Consider the following 19,226-nt stretch of genomic DNA (forward strand, 5'->3'; position numbering starts at 1 on the left):
CGGTCCCTCCGTGTCCCCCCGGCCGTCGTCACGCGCGTCATGACGGCTCGACCAGCTTGACGCCGACCCCGCGCACCGTGTGCAGGTAGCGGGGCTCGGCGGCCGTCTCGCCCAGCTTCCTGCGCAGCCACGACAGGTGCACGTCCACGGTCTTGTCCGCGCCCCCGTACGGCAGCTGCCACACCTCCGTCAGCAGCTCCCGCTTGGTCACCACCTCGCCGGGCCGCGCGGCCAGATAGTGCAGCACGTCGAACTCCCGCGGCGTCAGATCCAGCGCCGTCCCGTCGAGCGTGGCCGTACGCGCCCGCGGGTCCACCCGCAACGCCCCCACCGCCAGCGACGGCTCCGGCGCCGACCCCCCGGCCCGCCGCAACACGGCCCGCACCCGCGCGTCGAGCTGCGCCGCGCTGTACGGCTTGACGACGTAGTCGTCGGCCCCCGCGTCCAGCACCGGCACCATCTCGGCGTCCCCGTCACGCGCGGTGGCCACGATGACCGGCACCCTGCTGACCGCCCGCAACATCCGCAGCAGCTCCACCCCGTCGAGGTCCGGCAGCCCCAGGTCGAGCACGATCAGGTCGGGACGGTCCTGCACGGCCAGCCGCAGCCCGTCCAGCGCCGTCGGGGACGAGGAGACGGCGTGACCGAGATCGCGCAGCCCGCGGCTCAGCGCCGTCCGGATCGCCACGTCGTCCTCGATGAGCAGGATGTCAGCCATATACAAGAACGTAGACGCTCGATGACGATGCCCCGAGCAGCCTTAGCGTCGCCTTAACCTGGCCTTAGTCGTACATGGGGGATCGTGAGGCCATGAAGAGACTCGTGCTGGCCTGGGCCGCCACCGCCGTCGTCGCGACCGGCGCGGCCGTGGCGGTGCTCGCCCTGCTCGGCACCGGCCTCACCGGCGACTCCGGCCACGTCCTCAGCCAGGCCGAGGTCAGCGCGGCCCTGAACACCGCCGCCCAGCGCACCCCCTCCGACGCGGTGAACGCCGCCACCCCGACGTCGACGGGCACGCCGCCGCAGACGGCCCAGGGCCGGCTGATCCGCACCGAGGGCGGCACCGTGATCGCCTCGTGCGCGGGCGACCTGGTCACGCTGCGCTCGTGGAGCCCGGCCCAGAACTACTCGGTGGACTCGGTCGAGCCGGGGCCCGCCCGCAAGGCCAAGGTGGAGTTCGAGCCGGAGGAGGGCGCGGAGGTCGAGCTCAAGATCGAGTGCTCGGAGGGCCGGCCGGTGGCCGGCCTCGACTCCTAGACCCCGCGTCAGGTGAGCAGGACCCCGCCGTCCACGGGAAGCGTCACCCCGGTGATGTAGGAGGCGGCGTCACCGGCCAGGAAGACGGCCGCGGCCACCAGCTCCGCCGGATCGCCCGGCCGCTTCATCACCACCCTGGACTCGACGACCGCCTCCACGTAGCCGGGCTTGAACTGCTCGGTCATCTCCGAATGGAAGAACCCCGGCTCCAGGCAGTTGACCCGGATGCCGCGCCGGCCGGTCCACTGCTGCGCGAGGTCCCGCGTGAGGCCGATGATCGCCGCCTTCGAGGCGCTGTAGGCGGCCTGGGGCAGCCCGGCCGTGGTCTCGCCGAGGATGCTGCCGATGTTCACGATCGACGAGCCGGGCCGCATCACCCGCGCGCACGCCTGGGCCATCCAATATGTGCCGAGCAGGTTGACGTCGATGACCTGCCGGAACTCCTCGGGCGTCTCCCGCAGCGCGGGCACGGCGGTGCCGATGCCGGCGTTGTTGATCAGCACGTCCACGGCGCCCATGGCATCGACGGCGGCGGCCACCAGCGCGTCGCAGTCCTCCGGGCGCGCCACGTCGGTCTGCACGGCCAGGCACCGGCGGCCGGTCTCCTCGACCAGCCGTCGCGTCTCCTCCAGGCGGTCGGCGCGCCGGGCGCCGATCACGACGTCGGCGCCCGCCTCCGCGAGGCCCCTGGCGAACGCCACGCCCAGCCCCGAGGACGCGCCGGTGACGATCGCCACCTTGCCGTCGAGAGCGAACCGCTCCAGCACGCCACATCCCGCCTTCCGCTCACCCGCACGCGCGGGTGACGCCCGAGCCCGTACGCCGGGGAAGGGCGCCACGCGCGGGTGACGCCCTTCCGAGGTCGGGCAGCCTAGAGGCCGTATTCCTTGACGATCCGCTCGTGCCGCTCGACCTCGACGTCGATCTCGCGGGCCAGGTCGAGCCAGGCCAGCGGGTGCACCCACCGCTCGGTGGCGTCGTCGAGCAGCGCGTCGACCTCGGAGGCCGAGACGTCCGGCGGGACCGCGACCCAGCCGAACACCCCGGGCAGCGACTCACCCGAGGTCGGGTGGGTGACGGCGTAGTTTTCGTCGCTGTAGACCCACATGGGCCAGCCACGCTCGGCCATGACCTCGGTGAACTCCGCCCAGTCCTCCTCGCTCGGCGCCGCGCCGTCGAAGAAGTAGCTGGTGTAGCCGCCGGGCCGCAGGATGCGCACCGCGGCGAACGGCGGCACGAAGTTCTGCTGCTCCTGGGGGTCGTCGGGCACAGGCTCCAGCAGCTGCGGGTCGAAGACGACCAGGTCGCCGGCGTTGTAGTCCATGCCGCGGGGCTGCGGCAGGGCGAGCCTGGCCGTAGCGGGGCCGGTGCGGATGGACAGCACCTGGCGCTGGCCGCCGTCGGGCGCGGGGAGGATGAGCCTGATCAGGCCCATCTCCTCCTCGATCGGGCCCTCCTTGGACTTGACCGGCATGCCGATCTTGGCGGCGCCCTTGCGTACGGTGTCCCAGTCCTCCGCCGAGGTGGCCATGACGATCATGCGCCAGACGTCCTCGTCGGCGAGCTCGTCGAGCACCTCCAGCAGCACCTCCGCGGCCCGGGAGTTGGCGTCGAGCTGCTGGGCGGCGCCGGACAGCAGGCGGCGGGCCTCGATCCCGGCGCCGGCCGCGACGGCGTGCTCGGCGGCCTCGACCGTCTCCGCCCAGCGCTCGCGCGCGCTGTGCAGCCGGGCCAGCGCGAGGTGCTGGGCGGCGTGCGGCAGCATGGCGGCCATCTGCTCCAGCCGCTCGTCCTGGCGGGCCTCGACGAGCAGCGTGGTCAGGTAGGCCACGTCGTCGGAGTCGGCGCCGGCGATGTCGCCGGTGTCGACCAGCATCTTCCAGTAGATGTCGGCGCCGGTGGCGGGGTAGCCGAGGAAGCCGAGCGTGGTGGTGTGGCGGCGGGTGGCCTCCAGGTCCTCGCCGGACAGCGGGGCCAGCCAGCCGACCCACTTCTCCGGGTCGGCGTTGAAGCCGTCGGCGGCGTCGAAGAGGCCGACCCGCTCGCCGAGCGGCCCCGGAACCTCGGGCTCGGACGTGGCCTCGGCGGCGGCCCGCAGCGCGGCCACCCGGTCGGCGATCCCCTCGGTCTCGCGCAGCTCGGCGGCTCCGGACTCGGCCAGGTCGGCCAGCAGCCCGGCCTGCCACACGCCCTGCCGGGCGACGGCGAGGTCGCCGGCGACCAGGGCGAGCTCGACGCGGGCGCGGTAGCCGCCCATCATGCCGAAGTAGTCGATCCACTGGCGCAGCACGCGGCCGAGCTGCCAGGTGTTGGTGATCTGGGCCGAGTCGGCCAGCTTGCTGACCGCCTGCGCCCACTCCACGAACACGCGCGGGTGCTCGCCGACCACGTCGAGGTCGGGCAGCGCGTCCACGGCCTCGGCGGTGCGGCCGAGGGTGGCCAGGATCAGGGCCCGCCGCACGCCGTCGCGGTGCTCCTTGGCCACCGGGTCGTCGGCCTGGAACTCCGCCGCGGCCTGCAGGGCGTTGAGCGCGTCCTCGGCGCGGCCCGCGGCGAGCAGCGCGCGGGCGCTCTCGGCGCCGAGCTCCCAGCTCGCCTCGCGGCCCGCGACCCGCAGCCGCTCGACGGCGGACTCGGCGTAGGTCACGGCCTCGCCCGGCTTGCCGGCGTCGATGAGCGCGGCGACGTACTGGGTGACGAGGCCGGTGAAGGCGGACTTCTCCGGGCTCATGCCCTCGATGTGCGCCCCCAGCGTCTCCAGGCGCTCGCTCGCGTAGCCGGGGCCGTCGGTGTTGGCCCAGGTGATGGCGAGCGCCTCGACCGCCGCCGGGGCGGCCGGGCACTCGCGGACGTCTTCGCGCTGGGCGAACGCCAGCAGCTGCTGCGCGTCGTCGACGGCGACCGCGCCCTGCGCCCGGTCGCCGATGCGGCCGATCAGGTGCCAGTAGCGGGCGTAGAACTCCAGCCAGGGCAGCTCAAGGGACTCGGCCTGCTGCGCGATGGCGGGGGCCATGACGTCGAGCTGCGGATATCGGCCCTCATAGGCCTGTGCGGGGAGGTCTCCCAGCGCCATGGCGAGGCCAACGTTGCCCGCCTCGGAAAGCTGCTGCTGGGTTTCGCCGACCCAGGCCCAGATGTCCACGTCCATGGGCAGCCAGTCTGCCAGGTCAACGAGCGTCCCCAAAACGCAGAAGGCCGATCAGCTCGTCCGATTCGCTGCTGTCAAGGACCGAAAATGCCGGTGCCATCAGGTCGTCCGTCGTCTCCTCCACCGCGGCGCGGCGCGCCACGACGTCCGGGCCGGGCGTGGCGTACGGCTCCGGCCACTGGAAGAACTTGGCGATCATCTCTCCCGCGGCCGCCCCGAACGGCGTCGCGTCGTGGTCGGCCGCGAGCGTGGCCTCCAGCGGGTGCAGGCCGGCCGCGATCACGGCGTTGGCGTGCAGGCCGCCGCGCAGCTCGCGTACGACGTGCATGAGCTGTATGGCCCGCGCGGGCGGGTCGTCCGGCAGCGGCACGGCCCGCCAGCCCGCGAACAGCGGGACGCCCACGCACGAAGCGCCCTCGGCGACCGGCTCCAGCAGCTCCGCGAGCCGCGCGCAGCCCTCGTAGCCGCCCAGCCTGCGCCGGCCCCAGGCCCTGCAGATCTCGGCGTAGAGCTCGACGGCCTGCTCGGTGGGGAGCTTGCGACCGCCGTTCCAGCTCTGCTCGACGTGTTCGGGCGGGAAGAAAACGACGACCGAATTGACGACGTCGGCGTCGCATTCGCCGAGCACGCCGCAGCGGCCCCGGAAGTAGAGCTCGCGGGCGCCGAGGCCGTACTCCTCGCAGACGGCCTTGGCCTCTCTGGAGACCATGAACCCGCCACCGTACTGACCTATCGCCGCTTTGACCTGCATCGCGGTGGTGCGTGGGTCAGCCATGATCCACCTCTCAGTTCGCGAAGTGGACCCAGCATCCCTCAGGAGAACATTATTCTGCAAGCCTCAGCTCGCCGCTGGCCACGATGACCGCGGGGCCGGAGAGGTAGCTCGTCTCCTCCTCCAGGATGACGGTCAGCGAGCCGCCGGGCACCTCGACCGTCCACGTGCCGGTGGTCTCGCCCGTCAGGGCCGCGGCGGCGACGGCGGTGGCCACCGTGCCGGTGCCGCAGGAGCGGGTCTCGCCGCAGCCGCGCTCGTGGACGCGCATGACCGCGCGGCGGGTGCCGACGGGGTTGAACAGCTCGATGTTGACCCCGCCGGGGAAGACGCCGGGGTCGAAGCCCGGCTGGTAGTGGAGGTCGAGCTGGGCGACGGGGTCGCCGATGGCGCAGGCCAGGTGGGGGTTGCCCACGTCGACGTGGAGCCCCGTGTATTCCTGGCCGCCGACGGTCGTCACGCTCTGGCCGTGCACGACGGGCTTGCCCATGTCGACGGTGATGTCGCCGCCGGGCTCGACGCGGACCGTGCGTACGCCGCCCCTGGTGGCCAGCATGAACTCGCCGGGCTTCTCCAGCCCCTCGTCGATCAGGTAGCGGGCGAACACGCGCACGCCGTTGCCGCACATCTCGGCCACGCTGCCGTCGGCGTTGCGGTAGTCCATGAACCACTCGGCCACGGCGGCGTGCTCGGCCACCTCAGGGCTCTCCTTGGTGCGCGTCACCACCAGCACGCCGTCCGCCCCTATCCCTGCTCTCCTGTCGCAGATCTTGGCGACGAGCGCGGCTGTCACGCCCGCCTCTCCGCCAGGGTCGGGAAGGATGACGAAGTCGTTCTCGGTGCCGTGCCCCTTAAGAAACCGCATCTTTCAAGCTTATGCGAACGGGTTTGCGGAGATCAGCGCCAGGGACCGCTCAAGCAGATCCGGGGCGTCGTACGGCAGCCACCGCACCCTGGGATCGCGGCGGAACCACGACTCCTGGCGGCGGGCGAAGCGCCTGGTGGTCCTGACGGTCTCCTCGATCGCCTGCTCCTCGCTCCACTCACCCTCCAGGAAGCGGATGACCTGGGCGTATCCAAGGGCGCGGCCGGCCGTGCGCCCCTCGGCCAGGCCCTGTCCGAGCAGGCCCCGCACCTCCTCGACCAGGCCCGCCTGCCACATGCGCTCGACCCTGAGCGCGATCCGCTCGTCCAGCTCCGGCCTGGGCACCTCAAGGCCGATCTGCACGCTCGGGTAGACGGCGTCGTAGCCCGGCATGGTGGCCGAGAACGGGCGCCCGGAGTGCTCGATCACCTCCAGCGCGCGGACGATGCGGCGGCCGTTGCTCGGCAGGATCGCCGCCGCGGCCACCGGATCGAGCTCGCGCAGGCGCTCGTGGAGCGGGGCGGAGCCGCGCTCGGCCAGCTCGCCCTCCAGCCTGGCCCTGATCTCCGGGTCGGTGCCGGGGAACTCCAGCTCGTCGATGGCCGCCCGCACGTACAGGCCGCTGCCGCCGACCAGCACGGGCACCTCGACGGCGTCGATGACCTGCCTGGCCAGCTTCTGGTATTCGGCCACGCTGGCCGTGACCGTGACGTCCCAGACGTCCAGCAGGTGGTGCGGGACCCCGCGCTGCTCGGCGGGGGTGAGTTTGGCCGTGCCGATGTCCATGCCCCGGTAGAGCTGCATGGAGTCGGCGTTGACGCACTCGCCCCCGAGGCGGAGCGCGATGTCCACGGCGAGGTCTGACTTCCCGGCCGCCGTGGGGCCCACGACGGCGATGACTGGCTGCTGACGCACGAGGACAAGTTTGCTGGAAGTCAGGCCCTAGAAATCCAGCAGGGTCGGTTGCAGGTAGCCCTCGTGGGTGAGCAGCCGGCGCTTGGTCTCCACACCCTCGCCGCCGCTGAACCCGCCCAGGCCGTTGCCCGCGATCACGCGGTGGCAGGGCACGATGATCGGGATGGGGTTGGAGCCCATGATCGAGCCGATGCCGCGGGCGGGCACGCTGGAGCCGCTGCGCGCGGCCAGTTCGCCGTACGTGACGGCGGTCCCGTACGGAACCTGGTGCAACGTCTGGAGCACCCGCAGCCGCGAGCCGGCCATCAGCCGCCAGTCCACCGGCGTCTCGAAGACCTTCAGATCACCGGCGAAATAAGCGTTCAGCTCGGCGACCGCGAAGGCCGTACGATCCGCATCATGGACTTCAGCCAGGCCGAGCCGATCGGCCAGCGGCGGACGGGACCCCCAGCCCGACGCGATGAGTCCGACCTCGGTGACGGCCAGCACGAACGGCCCTACCGGCGTCGGCACCTCGGCGAACGCGACTGTGGTCATCATGTCCTCACGTGAGTTGGTGGTGCTGGGCACTTCCAGCGCGGTTCCTACCCGACACCGTAACCACAACGGTTACCTTCTGCGCTGGGATGGACAAGGCTTCCTTTTCGACCCCGGCGAGGGCACCCAGCGGCAGCTGCTGCTCGCCGGGGTGAGCGCGCACGACGTGCACTGGATCTGCGTCACGCACTTCCACGGCGACCACTGCCTGGGCGTGCCCGGGATCGTGCAGCGCATCGCGCGCGACAAGGTCAGGCATCCGGTGCGCGCGGTCTTCCCCGCCTCCGGCACCGAATACTGGCGCCGGCTCCGCCACGCCGCCGCCTTCGCCGACACCTCGGTGATCTCCGAGCACCCTCTCTCCGGCGACCTGGCCTCCGTCGGCTCACTGACCGCGCGCCGCCTGTCCCACCCCGTCGAGTCGTACGGCTACCGCGTCCAGGAGCCGTCCGGCCGCACCATGCTGCCCGACCGGCTGGCCGCGTACGGCATCCGCGGCCCGGAGGTCGGCGAGCTCCAGCGCACCGGCTCCGTGCGCGGGGTCACGCTCGACCGGTGCAGCGTGCCCAGGCCGGGCCAGAGCGTGGCGTTCGTGATGGACACGCGGCTCTGCGACACCGTGTTCGAGCTGGCCTCGGGAGTCGACCTGCTGGTGATCGAGAGCACGTTCCTGTCGTCGGAGAGCGCGCTGGCCAAGGAGTACGGGCACCTGACGGCGTTCGAGGCGGGGCTGGTGGCGGCGGACGCGGGGGTGCGCAGGCTGGTGCTGACGCACTTCTCCGAGCGGTACGGCTTCGCCGACGAGCCCGCCTTCGTGGCGGAGGTGCGGCGGCACTTCGACGGGGAGGTCGTGCTCGCCCGCGACCTGATGAAGATCCCGGTGCCGAAGCGTCAGGTCCACAGGCCGGCGAAGTAGCCCACGCCGTAGGGGGCCGTCTCCATGAGCAGGCGGCCCTCGTACCTCCGCGTGCCGGCCGCGCCGGCCAGCACCTGGAGGGCGGCCCGCCCGCTCACCCACAGCCGGTCCGCGTGCGCGGGGTCGAGGGCGGCCAGGGCGCCGGGGTCGGCCTGGGCTATGGCGTCCGCGATCAGGCGGTTGTACGGTCGCGCGGCCTCGTCGTACTTGCCCGGGGCCCTCGCGCTGAGGCAGGCGGAGCCGTCGGCCATGACCAGCAAAGCCACCTTTGGCGCGATTTTTCCTAGTTTTTCGCCCAATTGGAGGCATTCCTCGATCGGCGCGTCGAGCGCGACGGACTGGAAGCCGTCCGGGGCGCGGTCGCCCAGCAACCAGCGGCCCACGGTCAGGGACAGCGGGAGCACGGGACCCTCGCGACCGGCCGTGACGTCCATCCCCCACGGGCGGAGGGTGCCCGCCGCCCGGCCTCCGTACGCGGTCGCTGCCTGGGCGCCGCCCACCACGACCAGCGCGTCGGGACGGGCGTCGTGGAGCGCGGCTATCGCCGCGCGGCAGGCGGTGCGGAGGTCGTCGAGCTGGAGGGTGATCAGCGGAGTGGGCGGGCAGACGGCCGCGGCGACAAGCACGGGGCCAGCGTACGCGGCGGCCGGCTCAGTATGGACTGCGACCTGCCCTGACCTCCGCGAACATGCTCTGCGCGTAGACGTGCGCGGCCTGGTGCAGCCCGCTGCCGAAGCTGATCCTGCCCACGCCGAGCTCGGCCAGCCGCGCCGGGTCCGGAGCCCCCGGCCCGGCGTAGACGTTGACCGGCGCGCCCAGCTCGCTCACCAGCGCGCGGATCTCGTCCTCGTCCGCCAGCCCGATCGGGTATACGCAGTCGGCCCCCGCCTCCAGGTAACGCCGCCCGCGCTCCAGCGCCGCCTCGCGCGTCTTCAGGCCGTGGAGGTAGGTGTCGACCCTCGCGTTGATCACCAGTGCCTCACCGGCCGCGGCCCGGACCGCGGCCAGGAAATCCGCCTGCTCGCCGGGGTCGATCAGCCCGCCGGCGCCGGAGTCCTCCAGGTTGCAGCCCACGGCTCCGGTGGAGAGCAGGCGTTCGACCAGCTCGGCGGGCCCGAGCCCGTAGCCGCGCTCGATGTCGGCGGTGACGGGCACGTCCACGACCCTGGCGATGCGGGCGACGGCCGCCATCATCTCGGCGACCGGCGTCCGCTCGCCGTCCTCGTACCCCAGGACCCTGGCGACGGCGGCGCTGCTGGTGGCCACGGCGGGGAACCCGGCCTCCCGCACGGCCAGGGCGGAGGCGGCGTCCCAGGCGTTCGGCAGGATCACGGGGTCTCCCGGCACGTGCAGCGCGCGCAGGGCTGAGGCTCTATCAGTCGTCATGGCCCGACCCTACGGACCGGGGTGGTCGTCGACGTAGGTCCAATGCCGGCCACAAACGCCGAGCCACTTGACCGCGGTCCGCTCAGCAGCCGCTCTTGGAGCACTGGCCGCTGACCTCGCCCGCCGGGCCGTCCGCGGGGTTGTCGCCCTCGTCCGGCTGCGCGGGCTTGGTGGGGGCGGAGTCGGTGGGGCCGGGTTTGGCGGGAGACGTCGTGGCGGGCCGCTTGCCGCCCTTGGCGGAGTCGCTGCCGGCGTCGCCCGTGGGCTCGTCGCCCGTGCCCAGGTCGGGAGCGGCGTCGCCCATGCTGCCGTCGTCGGGGGTGTCGACCGGGGCGTCGCCGTCCTCCGGGGCGTCGGCGGTGACGTCGCCCATGGTGGCGTCGTCGTCGCCCCCGAGGTCCTCGTCGCCTCCGGCGGTCTGGGAGGGCGCGGGACGGGCGCCGCCCGGCTGGACGGTGCCGGCGGGGTTCGCGGCCAGCAGGTAGCCGACGCCGCCGGCCGCGAGCACCGCGACGAGCGCCGCGGCGGCGATGGCGACGGTCTTCTTCGCGCTCTTCGGGGGTTTGTCCGCCAGGCGGGTGTCCCCGGGCCCGGACAGGATCTCTGGACGATCCGGCTCGATCGGATCTCGCATGGTGGTGCAGCTCCCTGCGGTCGTATCGGCGAAAGCTAACCGGCTTCCGCGGGTGATGGACCACACTAGCCGCATCGGATGAATGCTCGCACACCAATCACAAAGGAATCACGACATGTCCCCCCGTGGATCCGTTTACCCAGGTCGCCGCGCCCACCTCGCACCGGTCGCCGGAGTCGCCGGGGTGCTCGCGACCGCGATCACGGGCATTTTCCTGGCATTCACAAACTCCCACGAACCGCCCGCGCAAAGTCCACCGGAATTCGCGGGGAAAAGCCCGCTTTCCCCAAGATCGCATTCTTCGTCCCCGACGCCGGCCCCCGGTCGAGGCGTTGGATCGTTCCAGGAAGCCGCCGCCCTCACGCCGTTCTCCTGGGTCCAGGCCGTTCCTTCGCCGGGGGCGCCGATCCCCACCGGCGCCGCCCCGGATCCCCTGGCGTCGATCTACGCGGTCCCGTCGCTCGCCCCGGATCCGCCGGCGCCGATCTACGGTCGCCCGCGTCCTCCGGCGCACGTCCCGGACCCGCTCGACCCCACGACGGGGCCTCCCGTCTCCGTCGTCGTGCCACCGCCGCCCGCGACGGCGGCACCGCGGCGGTCGGCGCCGCCCGGGCCGCAGCCCCGGAACGAGGTGGCCGTCCCTCCCCCGGCGAGCTCACCCGCTCCCCAGGCTCCGCCCCAGGTGCGCTCCGCGCCGGAACCGGACCGGCGCGCGGACCCGCCGCCGGCGATCCCGGGCGGCGCGGACCCGTGCGCCACGTTCCACGACTTCCGCCGCCAGCCCTGCTACGCCTACCTGAACCGCCTCGCCCACTGACCGGCCTCCGCTCGTGGCCAGGCGGCGCGGGGCGCTGTCAGGGGTGGGCCGTTCGCCGAGCTCGTGACCCGCCGGCGTGTGCGGCGTGGCGTCAGTGGGCCGAGCAGGCGCCCGAAGGGGCGGCGGGGGAAGGCGCGGGGCGGCCGATGGTGGGCATGCCCAGCAGAACCCCCGGCGCGGAACTCGCGGCGCCCTGCCGGGACTCCCAGGCGTCGCCCGCCCTCGTGCGCCGGACCGTCGCCGCCGGGCCGTCGGCCACCAGGTGGTGCGGGGCCGCGTACGTGACCTCGACCGTGACCATGTCACCGGGCCGCGGCGTCTCAGCGCCGACCGCGAAGTGGACCAGGCGGTTGTCGGCCGCGCGGCCCGACAGGCGGCGGGTGGCGTCGTCCTTGCGGCCCTCGCCCTCGGCGACCAGCACCTCCAGCGTGCGCCCCACCTGCTTCTTGTTCTCCTCCCAGGAGATCTCCTCCTGCAGGGCCACGAGCCGCTCGTAGCGCTCCTGCACGACCTCCTTGGGCACCTGGCCGGGCATGGTGGCCGCCGGGGTGCCGGGGCGGATGGAGTACTGGAAGGTGAAGGCGTTGGCGAAGCGGCTCTGGCGGACCACGTCGAGCGTGGCCTGGAAATCCTCTTCGGTCTCACCCGGGAAGCCCACGATGATGTCGGTCGAGATGGCCGCGTCGGGCATGGCCGCGCGCACCCGCTCGATGATGCCGAGGTAGCGCTCCGCCCGGTAGGAGCGGCGCATCTCGCGCAGCACGCGCGACGAGCCCGACTGCAGAGGCATGTGGAGCTGGTGCATCACGTTGGGCGTCTCGGCCATGGCGGCGATCACGTCGTCGGTGAAGGCCGCCGGGTGGGGAGAGGTGAAGCGCACGCGCTCCAAGCCGTCGATCGTGCCGCACGAGCGCAGGAGCTTGCCGAAGGCCAGGCGGTCGCCGAACTCAACGCCGTAGGTGTTGACGTTCTGGCCCAGCAGCGTGACCTCGAGGACGCCCTGGCCGACCAGCGTCTGGACCTCGGCGAGGACGTCGCCGGGACGGCGGTCCTTCTCCTTGCCGCGCAGCGAGGGCACGATGCAGAAGGTGCACGTGTTGTTGCAGCCGACCGAGATGGCCACCCAGGCCGCGTAGGCGGACTCGCGCTTGGTGGGCAGCGTGGAGGGGAAGACCTCCAGCGACTCCTTCAGCTCGACCTGGGCCTCGCCCTCGATGCGGGCGCGCTCCAGCAGCACCGGCAGCGAGCCGATGTTGTGGGTGCCGAAGACCACGTCGACCCACGGCGCCTTGCGGACGATCTCACCCTGGTCCTTCTGCGCCAGGCAGCCGCCCACCGCGATCTGCATGCGCGGGTTGCTCATCTTGGCGGGCCGGAGATGGCCGAGGTTGCCGTAGAGGCGGTTGTCGGCGTTCTCCCGCACGGCGCACGTGTTGAACACGACGACGTCGGCGGTCTCGCCCTCGGTGGCGGGCACGTAGCCGGCGTCCTCCAGCAGACCGGACAGCCGCTCGGAGTCGTGGACGTTCATCTGGCACCCGTATGTGCGCACTTCGTACGTGCGGGCGCCCTCCTGGGTCACAGTCATGGCACGTTCAAGGGTAGTCGCTGTGCGGCTTGGCACAGTCCCGACTGGGCTAAAAGGCCAGCTTGGTGGCATGATGTGATCGGATCGGTACCGCTTGGTTAGTGACCAGCGTTCTAGAGACCCTTACGGTTTGACCCATGACGGAGAACGGTAACGACGCTCCACTCGTACGGTTGGAGAACGTCAACAAACACTTTGGGGCGTTGCACGTCCTGAAGGACATAAACCTGACCGTCTCCCGCGGCGAGGTTCTGGTCGTTATCGGTCCATCGGGCGGAGGCAAGTCCACGCTCTGCCGCACGATCAACCGTCTGGAGACGATCAGCGAGGGGCAGATCGTCTTTGACGGCCAGGTGCTCCCCCAGGAGGGCAAGGCGCTGGCGAAGCTTCGCTCCGAAGTCGGCATGGTCTTCCAGTCGTTCAACCTGTTCGCCCACAAAACCATCCGCGACAACGTCACGCTCGGCCCCCTCAAGGTGCGCGGCGTCTCGAAGGACGCGGCGAACAAGCGGGCGATGGAGCTGCTGGAGCGCGTGGGCATCGCGGCGCAGGCGGACAAATATCCGGCCCAGCTCTCCGGCGGCCAGCAGCAGCGGGTCGCCATCGCCAGGGCGCTGGCGATGGAGCCGAAGATGATCCTGTTCGACGAGCCGACCTCCGCACTGGACCCCGAGATGGTTCAGGAGGTGCTCGATGTCATGATCGGGCTGGCTCGCGACGGGATGACCATGATGGTCGTCACCCACGAGATGGGCTTCGCCCGGCGGGCGGCCAACAGGGTGGTCTTCATGGCCGACGGCCAGATCGTGGAGGAGAACACCCCCGACGAGTTCTTCACCAACGCGCAGACGGACCGGGCGCGTGACTTTCTTTCCAAGATCCTCACGCACTGATCATTGAGGCAGGTATTCATGCACATGCGTCGAACGGGAGCGGTGCTCTCGATAGCGGCACTCGCCGCCGGTCTGACCGCTTGCGGCGGTGGCAGCAGCAAGACTTACTCGAGCGTGGTGGACAAGGTCAAAGACGGCGGCACGATCGTCGTCGGCACCAAGTGGGACCAGCCGAGCCTGGGCCTGAAGATGGGCAACGCGCCCGAGGGCTTCGACGTCGACGTGGCCAAGGCCGTGCTGAAGGAGGTGAACGGCGGCAAGGACGCGCAGATCGAATGGAAGGAATCGGCCTCGTCCAACCGCGAGCCGTTCCTCCAGAACGGCACCGTCGACATCATCTTCGCCACCTACTCCATCACCGAGGAGCGCAAGGGCAAGGTCACCTTCGGTGGCCCCTACGTCGTCGCCCACCAGGACGTGATGGTCCGCAAGGACGACACCGCGATCAACGCGCCGCAGGACCTCAAGGGCAAGAAGATCTGCAAGGCGGCCGGCTCCAACTCCTACAAGCGGATCACCGACCCGCCGCCGGACGGCAAGCTCGACATCGACGCCACCACCGTCGACGCGGCCAACTACTCCGAGTGCGTGCAGAAGCTGACCGGCAGCAACCTCGACGCCGTCACCACCGACGACCTGATCCTGGCGGGCTTCGCCAAGCAGGCCGGCGGCAACTTCAAGGTGCTCGGCCAGGGCTTCACGGACGAGAAGTACGGCGTCGGCCTGAAGAAGGGCGACACCAAGACGTGTGAGGCCGTCAACGCCGCGGTGAAGAAGCTGTGGGACAACGGCACCATGAAGCAGCTGCTGGACAAGTGGTTCGGCGGCATTCAGGGCCTGAAGTTGTCGGAGACGGCACCGCCCGCCGAGGGTTGCAGCTGATCATGCCAGAGGCGGCGGCCGGACATCCGGCCGCCGCTCCCCTATGCGGTGGAGCACGATGGAAGATCTGATTAGGTACGCGCCCGACCTCGCACTGGGGTTCCTGGAGAACATCAAGCTCTCCGTCGTGGCCGCGATCGCCTCGCTCATTCTCGGCACCGTCCTGGTGGCGATGAGAGTTTCCCCCACGCCGGTGCTGCGCGCGGCCGGCACGATCTACGTCAACGTAGTGCGCAACACCCCCCTTACGCTGGTGCTGGCCTTCTCCGCGCTCGGCCTCAGCGACCAGCTCGGGCTCGTCTTCTCCAGCGTGCCCCGCACGAACTCGTTCTGGATCGTCGCGATGGGCCTGTCGGCCTACACCGCGGCCTTCGTCTGCGAGGGTCTGCGCTCGGGCATCAACACGGTGCCGCTCGGGCAGGCCGAGGCGGCCAGGGCGATCGGGCTGACGTTCATGCAGTCGCTGCGGATGATCATCCTCCCGCAGGCGTTCCGCGCGGTCATCGCCCCGCTGGGCAGCGTGATGATCGCCATGGTCAAGAACACGACCGTGGCGACCGCCGGCGGGTTCGCCTTCGACTCCTCGAGCAGGATGAAGGAGGCCTTCGACCAGGTCGGCGCGTCGATCCCGATCTTCCTCGGCATCGTGGTCGCCTTCATGGCCGTGACCCTGCCCATCGGATTCTTCACCGGCCGGCTGGCCAGGCGTCTGGCGGTGGCGCGATGACCACCACAGTCCTGTTCGACGCCCCTGGCCCGCGCGCACGGGTGCGCAACGGCCTCCTCACGGTGATCAGCGTCGTGGCCGTGGCCGCCGTCCTGTACGGCATCTACCGCGGCTTCGACGCCAAGGGCCAGTGGGAAGGCAAGATCTGGCAGCCGTTCCTGCAGTGGGAGACGTGGGAGTTCTACATCTTCCCCGGCCTGCTCGGCACGCTGCAGGCCGCCGTGGTGGCCGCGGTGCTCGCGCTGGTGTTCGGGGCGGTCTTCGGCCTGGCCAGGCTCTCCGACCACGCCTGGATCCGCGTCCCGGCGGGCGTGGTGGTCGAGGTCTTCAGGGCCATCCCGCTGCTGCTGCTGATCTTCTTCATCTTCTACCTCGCGCCGGCGGTGGCGGGCAGCGGCGACTACACGTTCATGGCGGTCGTGCTCGGCCTGATGCTCTACAACGGCTCGGTGCTGGCCGAGGTGGTCAGGGCGGGCGTGCACGCGGTGCCGCGCGGCCAGTCGGAGGCGGCGTTCGCGGTGGGCATGCGCAAGAACCAGGTCATGCGCCTGGTGCTGCTGCCGCAGGCCGTCACGGCGATGATGCCGGCGATCGTCAGCCAGCTCGTGGTGCTGCTGAAGGACACCGCGCTCGGCTACATCATCGCCTACGTCGACCTGCTCAACACCGGCTTCAAGATCCTGCCGGCCCGTTTCTTCGGCTCGCTGATCCCGGCGGCGATCGTCATCGGGATCATCTACGTGGCGCTCAACATGGCGCTGAGCTACCTGGCCACGTGGCTGGAGCGGCGCAGCAGGCGCAGCCGCAGGACGGCCGCCGCCCCGGTCGCGGCGCCCGGCTCGGCCGAGGTCGGCGTGGGCGCGGGTGAGGGCACCGAGGACGCCGGGCCGGCCCCCGACCGTCCCGTGGAGTGACCGGACGTACGGGCGCTGCGGCGCCCGTACGTCCGCGAATCTCCAAGAAGACCCCATTTCTCTGTTGAAACCGCCCCAAGGCCGGTCCGTATCGTTCGGCCAGCCCCCAGACTGTGTCCATGCGTGGGGTGGCGCTCGCGGTGATGGCGGTGGCGGCGTTGGTCGCCGCGTGCGGCGGCGCGGGCTCGTACACGACCGTCGTGGGCAAGATCAGGAACGCCGGACGGGTCGTCGTCGGCACCAAGTGGGACCAGCCGAGCCTGGGCCTGAAGACCGGGGACGGCCCTCCCGTGGGCTTCGACGCGGACGTGGCCAAGTACGTCGTCGACCACATCGCCCAGGGCCGGCGGGTGCAGATCACGTGGCGGGAGTCGCCCTCGTCCGCCCGCGAGGCGCTGCTCCAGAACGGCAGCGTGGACCTCATCTTCGCCTCCTACACCATCACTCCTTCGCGCCGGCCCAAGGTGACGTTCGGCGGGCCGTACATCGTCACGCCGCAGGACACGATGGTCCGCGCGAACGACACCCGCATCAAGAAGCTGGGTGACCTGCGGGGCAAGCGGCTCTGCCTGGCGGAGGGCTCGAACTCGTACCGGCGGATCGTCGATCCCCCACCCGACGGCAGGCTGAACCTGCCCATGGTGCTGGTGCCCGCGGCCAACTACTCCGACTGCGTGCGGAAGCTCGCCGAGAACCGGCTCGACGCGATCAGCACCGAGAACCTGCTGCTGGCGGGGTTCGCCGAGGGGGAGCCGGGCCGCTTCAGGCTGCTGAACGACCCCGTGCTCAACGAGAACTGGGGGGTCGGCATCAAGAAGGGCGACACCGCCACCTGCGAGGCCGTCAACCAGGCGATCGCCGCGATGTGGCACGACGGCACGGCCACGCGGCTGCTGCACAGGTGGTTCGGCAAGACGGGGCTCAAGCTGCCGTCGTCCCTGCCGAAGCCCGTAGGGTGTCCCTGAACTGTGGGGACCGCCCCACGCCGTTGCCGATCTTCCGGCAGGATGCGGGTATGCCTTTCTGGCCCTCCCCCATCTCGACCAGAGACGTGGCCGCCTCCGGTGTGCGCCCCGGCTGGCCCACGGCCCAGGACGGCCGGATCTGGTGGACCGAGGACCGTCCGGACGAGGGCGGGCGCACCACGATCGTGCGCCGCGACGCCGACGGCAGCCGGCATGACCTGCTGCGGGCCCCGTGGAGCGCGCGCACCAGAGTCCACGAGTACGGCGGCAGGCCCTACGCCGTCACTCCCGGGGGCGAAGTGGTCTTCGCCAACTTCAAAGACCAGCGCCTGTACATTCTGGGCGATTACGGCGAACCGAAACCCATCACGGACGAAGGTTGCCGCTACGCGGATCCGCTGGTGCGCGACGGCCAGGTCTGGTGCGTGCGCGAGCGCCACGCCGAGGAAGGCAAGGTCACCCGGGCGATCGTATCGATCTCGCTGGCCGGTGGCGAGGTGCGCGAGTGGGCCACCGGCTGCGACTTCTACGCCTCCCCCGCCCTCTCCCCCGACGGGCGGCACCTGGCCTACGTCTGCTGGAACCACCCGCGCATGCCCTGGGACGGCACCGAGCTGCGCGTCGCCCGGCTGTCGGGCGGCGGCGCTTGGACGGTGAAGGGCGGCCCGGCCGAGTCCGTGCTGGCCCCGGCCTGGAAGGACGACACCAGCCTCTACCTGGTCTCCGACTGCTCCGGCTGGTGGAACCTCTACGAGGTCGGCCTGCGCGGCGACGGGCTGCGGGCGATCCACGCCGCCGAGGAGGAGTTCACGCTGCCACCGTGGCGGCTGGGCGGGCACCCGTACACCGTGCTCGGCGACGGGCGCCTCGCGGTCCTGCACGGCCGCGGCGACCTGCGGCTGGGCGTGCTGGACCCGGCCTCGGGCGCGCTCACCGACCTCGACGTGCCCTACGACGGGTGGGACGCGGCGCTGGCCGCCGAGGGCACGTCCGTGGTCGGCGTCGGGTACGCCCCCACGGTCCCCCGCTCGGTCGTCAGCGTGGACACGGCCTCCGGCGAGGCCCACGCGCTCAAGAGCGACCTCGCGCGGCTGCCCGACCGGTCCTACCTGCCCGTCCCGCGCGCGGTCGAGTCACCGGCGCCCGCCTACCTCTACCCGCCGCACGGCCCGGCGACCGAGGGCACGCCGCCCTACGTGATCTTCGTGCACGGGGGGCCGACCTCGCACGCCGGCACCGCGCTCGACCTGGAGAAGGCGTTCCTGACCTCGCGCGGCATCGGGGTGCTCGACGTCAACTACGGCGGCTCGACCGGCTACGGCAGGGCCTACCGCGAGCGGCTGAAGGGGCAGTGGGGGCTGGTGGACGTGGCGGACACGATCGCCGCCGCCGAATGGCTGGCCGCCGAGGGGCTGGCCGACCCCGGCCGGATCGCGGTGCGCGGGGGCAGCGCGGGCGGGTGGACCGTGATGGCGGCCTGCTGCCGGTCCGGCGTGTTCGCGGGCGGGGTGTCGTACTTCGGCGTCAGCGCGCTCGCGCCCCTCGCGGCGCACACCCACGACTTCGAGTCGCGGTACGTGGAGTGGCTGGTGGGGCCGGAGGACCCCCAGGTGTACGCCTCGCGGGAGCCGCTGGCCCTTGTGGACGGCGTGAGCTGCCCCATGCTGCTCCTGCAGGGGCTCGACGACCCCGTGGTGCCGCCCGCGCAGTCGGCGGCGTTCGCGGACGCGCTGTCGGAGCGGGGCGTGCCGTGCACGTATCTGGCGTTCGAGGGCGAGTCGCACGGCTTCCGCCGCACGGAGACGCGGATGACCGCGCTGGCCGCTGAGTTGGCCTTCTACCAGCAGCTTTTTACCTAATGTCGTAGTTTACTTACAAAATTCGTACCAAATCGGTATTACTTGCTAGTCGCTAATCATCATCGGTTGCATAACCGGCTTTTCGCTGGCGCTCCCTCGCGCGTGAACATGCAAGGTGGGACGTGCTCCGCGGCCACGGCGCACGCCCCAC

General features: G+C 71.4%; 20 protein-coding genes. 9 read left to right on the top strand and 11 right to left on the bottom strand.

Translation table 11 applies throughout. The features are described from left to right. Nucleotides 1–37: 37 nt before the first annotated feature. Nucleotides 38–718, bottom strand: coding sequence for a response regulator transcription factor (locus ACIBQ1_RS06805; RefSeq protein WP_355372769.1), 681 nt, complete (start codon nt 716–718; stop codon nt 38–40). A gap of 92 nt (nt 719–810) precedes the next feature. Here ACIBQ1_RS06805 and ACIBQ1_RS06810 point away from each other — a divergent pair, with 92 nt between their 5' ends. After that, nucleotides 811–1,257 carry a hypothetical protein gene (locus ACIBQ1_RS06810; protein WP_397275059.1) on the top strand — a complete coding sequence of 149 codons (447 nt, stop codon included), beginning with the start codon at nt 811–813 and terminating at the stop codon, nt 1,255–1,257. An 8-nt stretch (nt 1,258–1,265) separates the two neighbouring features. Here the strand turns inward: ACIBQ1_RS06810 and ACIBQ1_RS06815 are convergent, their stop codons facing one another. The 6 genes from ACIBQ1_RS06815 to ACIBQ1_RS06840 all read right to left on the bottom strand — a co-directional run bounded on the left by ACIBQ1_RS06815 (nt 1,266) and on the right by ACIBQ1_RS06840 (nt 7,497). After that, nucleotides 1,266–2,024, bottom strand: coding sequence for an SDR family NAD(P)-dependent oxidoreductase (locus tag ACIBQ1_RS06815; protein WP_397275061.1), 759 nt, complete (start codon nt 2,022–2,024; stop codon nt 1,266–1,268). 104 nt (nt 2,025–2,128) lie between these two features. After that, complete coding sequence (locus ACIBQ1_RS06820; RefSeq protein ID WP_397275062.1) at nt 2,129–4,405, bottom strand: tetratricopeptide repeat protein; 2,277 nt, start codon at nt 4,403–4,405, stop codon at nt 2,129–2,131. 19 nt (nt 4,406–4,424) lie between these two features. Next, the gene (locus ACIBQ1_RS06825) at nt 4,425–5,180 is read right to left on the bottom strand and encodes a hypothetical protein (protein ID WP_397275064.1); all 756 of its coding nucleotides are present in this window, start codon (nt 5,178–5,180) and stop codon (nt 4,425–4,427) included. Nucleotides 5,181–5,229: 49 nt separating this feature from the next. Beyond that, on the bottom strand, nt 5,230–6,042 hold the full coding sequence (dapF, locus tag ACIBQ1_RS06830) for a diaminopimelate epimerase (RefSeq protein ID WP_397275065.1): 813 nt from the start codon (nt 6,040–6,042) through the stop codon (nt 5,230–5,232). A 9-nt stretch (nt 6,043–6,051) separates the two neighbouring features. Next, complete coding sequence (gene miaA, locus ACIBQ1_RS06835) at nt 6,052–6,957, bottom strand: tRNA (adenosine(37)-N6)-dimethylallyltransferase MiaA (protein WP_397275067.1); 906 nt, start codon at nt 6,955–6,957, stop codon at nt 6,052–6,054. 27 nt (nt 6,958–6,984) lie between these two features. Beyond that, nucleotides 6,985–7,497, bottom strand: a complete 513-nt coding sequence (locus ACIBQ1_RS06840) for a methylated-DNA--[protein]-cysteine S-methyltransferase (RefSeq protein WP_397275069.1) — start codon at nt 7,495–7,497, stop codon at nt 6,985–6,987. Between ACIBQ1_RS06840 and ACIBQ1_RS06845 the strand changes: the two genes are divergently transcribed. Next, nucleotides 7,496–8,410, top strand: coding sequence for a ribonuclease Z (locus tag ACIBQ1_RS06845; protein WP_397275071.1), 915 nt, complete (start codon nt 7,496–7,498; stop codon nt 8,408–8,410). The genes ACIBQ1_RS06840 and ACIBQ1_RS06845 overlap by 2 nt on opposite strands. Here ACIBQ1_RS06845 and ACIBQ1_RS06850 read toward each other — a convergent pair. From ACIBQ1_RS06850 to ACIBQ1_RS06860, 3 genes are all read right to left on the bottom strand, one after another. After that, nucleotides 8,386–9,036, bottom strand: a complete 651-nt coding sequence (locus ACIBQ1_RS06850; protein ID WP_397275073.1) for a hypothetical protein — start codon at nt 9,034–9,036, stop codon at nt 8,386–8,388. The genes ACIBQ1_RS06845 and ACIBQ1_RS06850 overlap by 25 nt on opposite strands. A 25-nt stretch (nt 9,037–9,061) precedes the next feature. Then, nucleotides 9,062–9,796, bottom strand: coding sequence for an isocitrate lyase/phosphoenolpyruvate mutase family protein (locus ACIBQ1_RS06855; protein WP_397275075.1), 735 nt, complete (start codon nt 9,794–9,796; stop codon nt 9,062–9,064). Between the two features lie 82 nt (nt 9,797–9,878). Next, nucleotides 9,879–10,430, bottom strand: a complete 552-nt coding sequence (locus tag ACIBQ1_RS06860) for a hypothetical protein (protein ID WP_397275076.1) — start codon at nt 10,428–10,430, stop codon at nt 9,879–9,881. Between the two features lie 682 nt (nt 10,431–11,112). Between ACIBQ1_RS06860 and ACIBQ1_RS06865 the strand changes: the two genes are divergently transcribed. Continuing rightward, on the top strand, nt 11,113–11,247 hold the full coding sequence (locus ACIBQ1_RS06865) for a hypothetical protein (protein WP_397275078.1): 135 nt from the start codon (nt 11,113–11,115) through the stop codon (nt 11,245–11,247). Nucleotides 11,248–11,338: 91 nt separating this feature from the next. Here ACIBQ1_RS06865 and miaB read toward each other — a convergent pair whose 3' ends face one another. Next, complete coding sequence (miaB, locus tag ACIBQ1_RS06870) at nt 11,339–12,835, bottom strand: tRNA (N6-isopentenyl adenosine(37)-C2)-methylthiotransferase MiaB (RefSeq protein WP_397275080.1); 1,497 nt, start codon at nt 12,833–12,835, stop codon at nt 11,339–11,341. A 137-nt stretch (nt 12,836–12,972) separates the two neighbouring features. Here miaB and ACIBQ1_RS06875 point away from each other — a divergent pair, with 137 nt between their 5' ends. The 6 genes from ACIBQ1_RS06875 (at nt 12,973) to ACIBQ1_RS06900 (ending at nt 19,075) form a co-directional block, all read left to right on the top strand. After that, a complete protein-coding gene (locus tag ACIBQ1_RS06875; RefSeq protein WP_394490018.1) occupies nt 12,973–13,728 on the top strand; it encodes an amino acid ABC transporter ATP-binding protein in 756 nt (251 codons plus the stop codon). An 18-nt stretch (nt 13,729–13,746) separates the two neighbouring features. After that, on the top strand, nt 13,747–14,610 hold the full coding sequence (locus ACIBQ1_RS06880; RefSeq protein WP_397275082.1) for a transporter substrate-binding domain-containing protein: 864 nt from the start codon (nt 13,747–13,749) through the stop codon (nt 14,608–14,610). A gap of 58 nt (nt 14,611–14,668) precedes the next feature. Beyond that, nucleotides 14,669–15,337 carry an amino acid ABC transporter permease gene (locus tag ACIBQ1_RS06885; RefSeq protein WP_397275084.1) on the top strand — a complete coding sequence of 223 codons (669 nt, stop codon included), beginning with the start codon at nt 14,669–14,671 and terminating at the stop codon, nt 15,335–15,337. Next, nucleotides 15,334–16,251, top strand: coding sequence for an amino acid ABC transporter permease (locus ACIBQ1_RS06890; RefSeq protein ID WP_397275086.1), 918 nt, complete (start codon nt 15,334–15,336; stop codon nt 16,249–16,251). The genes ACIBQ1_RS06885 and ACIBQ1_RS06890 overlap by 4 nt, the downstream gene beginning before the upstream one ends. Before the next feature lie 119 nt (nt 16,252–16,370). Continuing rightward, nucleotides 16,371–17,216: a transporter substrate-binding domain-containing protein gene (locus ACIBQ1_RS06895; protein ID WP_397275087.1), complete on the top strand. Its 846-nt coding sequence runs from the start codon at nt 16,371–16,373 to the stop codon at nt 17,214–17,216. A gap of 50 nt (nt 17,217–17,266) precedes the next feature. Next, nucleotides 17,267–19,075 (top strand): S9 family peptidase, encoded by a 1,809-nt coding sequence (locus ACIBQ1_RS06900; protein WP_397275089.1) that lies wholly within the window; start codon nt 17,267–17,269, stop codon nt 19,073–19,075. The last annotated feature ends 151 nt before the right edge of the window (nt 19,076–19,226 follow it).

The sequence above is a fragment of the Nonomuraea sp. NPDC050153 genome (assembly GCF_044460125.1).
Classification (GTDB): Bacteria; Actinomycetota; Actinomycetes; order Streptosporangiales; family Streptosporangiaceae; genus Nonomuraea.